Source organism: Candidatus Infernicultor aquiphilus (assembly GCF_002784285.1).
In the GTDB taxonomy this organism is placed as follows: Bacteria; Atribacterota; Phoenicimicrobiia; order Phoenicimicrobiales; family Phoenicimicrobiaceae; genus Infernicultor; species Infernicultor aquiphilus.
The window spans coordinates 1-4,108 of the sequence record NZ_PFKO01000268.1; the positions used below are offsets into that span (position 1 = coordinate 1).

3 protein-coding genes and 1 pseudogene are annotated in these 4,108 nt (G+C 33.2%); all 4 read left to right on the plus strand.

Going from position 1 to position 4,108, the window contains the following annotated elements; translation table 11 throughout:
- The first annotated feature begins 169 nt into the window (after window positions 1-169).
- Window positions 170-1,276 carry a bifunctional phosphoglucose/phosphomannose isomerase gene (locus COZ07_RS07295; protein WP_406607913.1) on the plus strand — a complete coding sequence of 369 codons (1,107 nt, stop codon included), beginning with the start codon at window positions 170-172 and terminating at the stop codon, window positions 1,274-1,276.
- 65 nt (window positions 1,277-1,341) lie between these two features.
- Window positions 1,342-2,265 carry a glycosyltransferase family 4 protein gene (locus tag COZ07_RS07300; protein WP_406607914.1) on the plus strand — a complete coding sequence of 308 codons (924 nt, stop codon included), beginning with the start codon at window positions 1,342-1,344 and terminating at the stop codon, window positions 2,263-2,265.
- Between the two features lie 56 nt (window positions 2,266-2,321).
- Entirely contained in the window at window positions 2,322-3,302 is a 981-nt protein-coding gene (locus COZ07_RS07305) for an SDR family oxidoreductase (protein WP_406607915.1), read from the plus strand.
- A 153-nt stretch (window positions 3,303-3,455) separates the two neighbouring features.
- Window positions 3,456-4,108, plus strand: a pseudogene (locus tag COZ07_RS07310) (hypothetical protein); the annotation flags it as partial.

Consider the following 4,108-nt stretch of genomic DNA (forward strand, 5'->3'; position numbering starts at 1 on the left):
AAATGACAAATTTAGTGCCAGGCACCTTTTTTTACCTTTAGACAAAAAAAGTGCCTGGCACTAAATTTGTCATTTTTGTGCTTGAGTATGCGATGGTTGTGTGATATGTTATAAAATATGAGAATATAGACATAAAGTAAAAATAATTGAGGGGAGGGCAGGATAGATTATGGAGGAGATAAGAAAAAGTAAAGAGAATGTAAGGATAATATTAGAGGGAAATTTTTCTGTGCTAGATAAGGCCAATATGATAGAGTTGTTAGAGGATTTTCCTCAGAAGATGAAAGATGCTTTACGTTTAGGCCAAGAATTTTCCATTTCCTCCCAAATATCCCCTATTTCTGTCCAGAAATTAAAAAATATTGTGGTATTGGGGATGGGAGGGTCTGCCATAGGAGGGAATTTACTATCTACTTATTTGGCTGACGAATTACCTATTCCCATAATAGTTATTCGCGGTTACGATATCCCTAAGTTTGTAAATAAAGATTCTTTAGTTTTTGCAGTAAGTTACTCTGGGAATACCGAAGAAACTCTCTCTACTTTAAAAAAGTGTCTAAAAGTTAAAGCCAGAGTTATTGCTTTAACTTCAGGAGGTAAATTCGAAACTCTATCCATAGAAAATAACTTTCCTATTATTAAAGTACCATCAGGGATTCAGCCTCGAGCCGCCATTTCCTATTTATTCTTTCCTATATTAAAAGTATTAGAAAAGTTAGGTTTGATAAAAGGAAGAAATGAAGAGATAAAAGAAACGGTCAATGTTCTAGAGGAACTCTCTAAAGAATATAGAAGTAGATCTCCCCTTAAAAATAATCTGGCTAAAAAGATAGCTTTGAGCTTATACCAATATCTACCTTTGGTTTATGGTTCTGAAGGATTATTAGAAGCAGTCGCTATGCGCTGGAAGACTCAGATAAACGAAAACAGTAAATGGCCCTGTTTCTGGAATGTATTTTCTGAATTAAATCATAACGAAATTGTTGGTTATGAAATAGAAAATAATATAAACCGACAGGTTAAAATTATTTATTTGGAAGACAAAGAGGAGGGGTCTTTGCGGATAGAACAAAGAAGAGAGATTACCCGAAAGATTATCGAAGATAAAGTAGCAGAGTTTATAGTTTGCACCACTAAAGGTAAGAGTAAATTGGCTCGGATGTTTTCACTAATCTATTTGGGCGATTTAGTGAGCTATTATTTAGCTATATTAAATCAGATTGATCCTTCACCGGTAGCTGGTATAGAAAATTTAAAGAAAGAATTGGCCAGATAAATTAGCGAATTTATAAACCAACCCATCGATAAATTGGCTAATTTTAAAAAAGAGGAGAATGTTTATTGAAATATATAGAAGTTGGCGTTATCGCTTTTGTTGTTTCCTATATCTTAACTCCTTATATGGCTCGCGTTGGAAAAAAACAAAATATGGTAGATTTACCCGGTCACCGCAAAGTACATGAGGAAGCTACCCCCAATTTAGGAGGGATAGTTATATTTTTTGGTTTTTTATTGAGTTTGCTGTTTATAGTGCAGATAGAAGGACAGTTTAAAACTCTTTTGATAGGTGGGGTAATTATTCTGTTATTAGGTGTAGTAGATGATATTGTAGATCTCTCCCCTAAATATAAATTCGTAATTCAAATGATACCAGCTTTATTGGTGATTATATATAACAGTAATTTAATAAATAGTTTTATAGTAAATCAGTTAAAAAGTTTTGATTTGTTAGGTTATCTCTTTTATCCTTTCTTAATCTTCTGGATAGTAGGCATTACTAATTCTATCAACCTAATAGATGGTTTGGATGGATTGGCCTGCGGGGTTACCATTATTACCTTAATTACTTTTTTTATTTTAGGATTAAAACAGAATTTTACTTCTCTTAATCTTATATCTATTGCTCTGGCTGCGAGTATGCTATCTTTCTTGAAATATAACTTTTACCCTGCAAAGATATTTTTAGGAGATTCGGGTAGTACTTTCGCGGGTTTTATGCTAGCTTCTATAGGGGCTTTATGGGTACTAAAGAGTGAGCAGGCCTTCTTTATTTTTATTCCTATTATTATTCTGGCTCTGCCTATTTTCGATACCCTTTTTGCTATCTGGAGGAGATATAGAAGTCATCATCCTATTTTCCAAGCAGACCAAGGGCATCTTCACCATCGTCTTTTAGCTCAGGGTATAACACATCGAAACGTAGTTCTCTTATTATGGGGGATTAGCATCATCTGCAGTGTAATTGCTTTAGTTATAGTATGGTAATTAATTATAGGAAAAAGGAGGTGACAAAAAAGGTGCCAGGCACTAAATTTGTCATTATGAAAAAGAAAGTTTTGGTTACTGGTGGAGCGGGTTTTATCGCTTCACACATTGTAGATTTGCTTATCGAAAATAATTATAGAGTGGTAGTAGTTGATAATTTATCTTCAGGAAGAATGGAAAATTTAAATAAAAAAGTTAAGTTTTATAATTTAGACATTACCAATCAAGAAGGACTCGCTGAAATGTTTAAACGAGAAAAGCCGGATTATGTATGTCATCAAGCTGCTCAGATTAGCGTATCTCTTTCGGTAAAAGACCCTTTGTTTGATGCCCAGACTAATATCTTAGGTTCTCTAAATTTATTACAATGTTGTGTAAATTACCAAGTCCAGGGAATAGTGTTTGCCTCCAGTGGAGGTACTATATATGGTGAACCACAACAGTTTCCTATTACTGAAAAATATCCTTTTAGACCTCAATCTCCCTATGGAATTAGTAAAGTCACTGTAGAACATTATCTTGATTTTTATAGAAAAAATTATAATCTACCTTATGTTTCACTAAGATATGGAAATGTCTACGGGTCACGTCAGGACCCTTACGGTGAAGCCGGGGTAATCGCTATATTTATTCAAAGGATGTTAAAAGGTGAGATTCCTACTATAAATGGTGATGGAGAATATATCAGAGATTATATTTATGTAGAAGATGTAGCTCGAGCTAATTTACTCGCTCTGCAAAATGTGTTAAAATTATCTAAGGTCATTCAGGGAGAAGAAATTGAAAAAGAATTTAAATTTAATGGTTTTAATCTGGGAGTAGGAAGAGGGGCTTCTGTAAATGAGCTCTTTTCTCTTTTAAAAGAAATTATTAAATTTCCTCATCCCGCAAATTATGGACCACCCCGAGCAGGGGATTTAAGGAAGAATATTTTGGATTGCCATCTAATTAAGGAAGTTTTGGGATGGCAACCTGAAGTTGACTTGTCAGCAGGTTTAAAAAAGACGGTTCATTGGTTTAAAGAAAATATTTACTAGTTAATCGGGAAAAATGTATTTTTAAAAAAGGATTTTAAATATTTTTGTCGAATTAAGTTAATTAAGTTTTAGGTTAAGGAAGAAAAAGATAAGAAACAGTACGGAAAATAAAGTTATAAAAAAAGAAATAATTAAAGGAATAGATATAAATATATGTTAGAAAGTGGAATAATGTCTAAAGCTATAGGTATTGCCATCTCTAGTATACTGATGATTGTCTTAGGGAGAGTAGATAGAAAAAAGGGACTCTCGGTAGGGGTTAAACTTATATTTCAGGTTTTAATTTCTTTAATTATAATCTATTCTGGAATTAAAATAGAATTTTTGCGAGACCCTTCTTCCTCTGGAGGGTATATTTATCTTAAATATTTGTCCATCCCCTTGACTATAATCTGGCTGGTAAGTATCACCAATTCTATCAGCCAGACCGATGAATTAGCAGGCATTACTCCCTATATTATCTTTATTGCCTCTCTGACTTTTTTAGCAGTATCTCTTATCCAGAGACAAGGATTAATTTTGGCAGAAATTCTGTCCTTAATTATAGCCACGGTATCATTTATTTATATTAAATATCTTCCTCGGGGTAATTTTTCTTCTTATTATATGTCTTTTGGATTTATATTAGCGGTAATTGCTATGGTAGGGGTATCCAAGAGTACTGCTGCTTTAACTTTATTGATCCCTATTTTAATTTTAGGGGTACCGCTAATAGATTCTTCTTATTCTATTATAGCAAACTATATTCGTCAGGAAGATGAAGAGAACTTTTCATCTTTTTCTGAAAGTAAGTTACGTCAAAAATT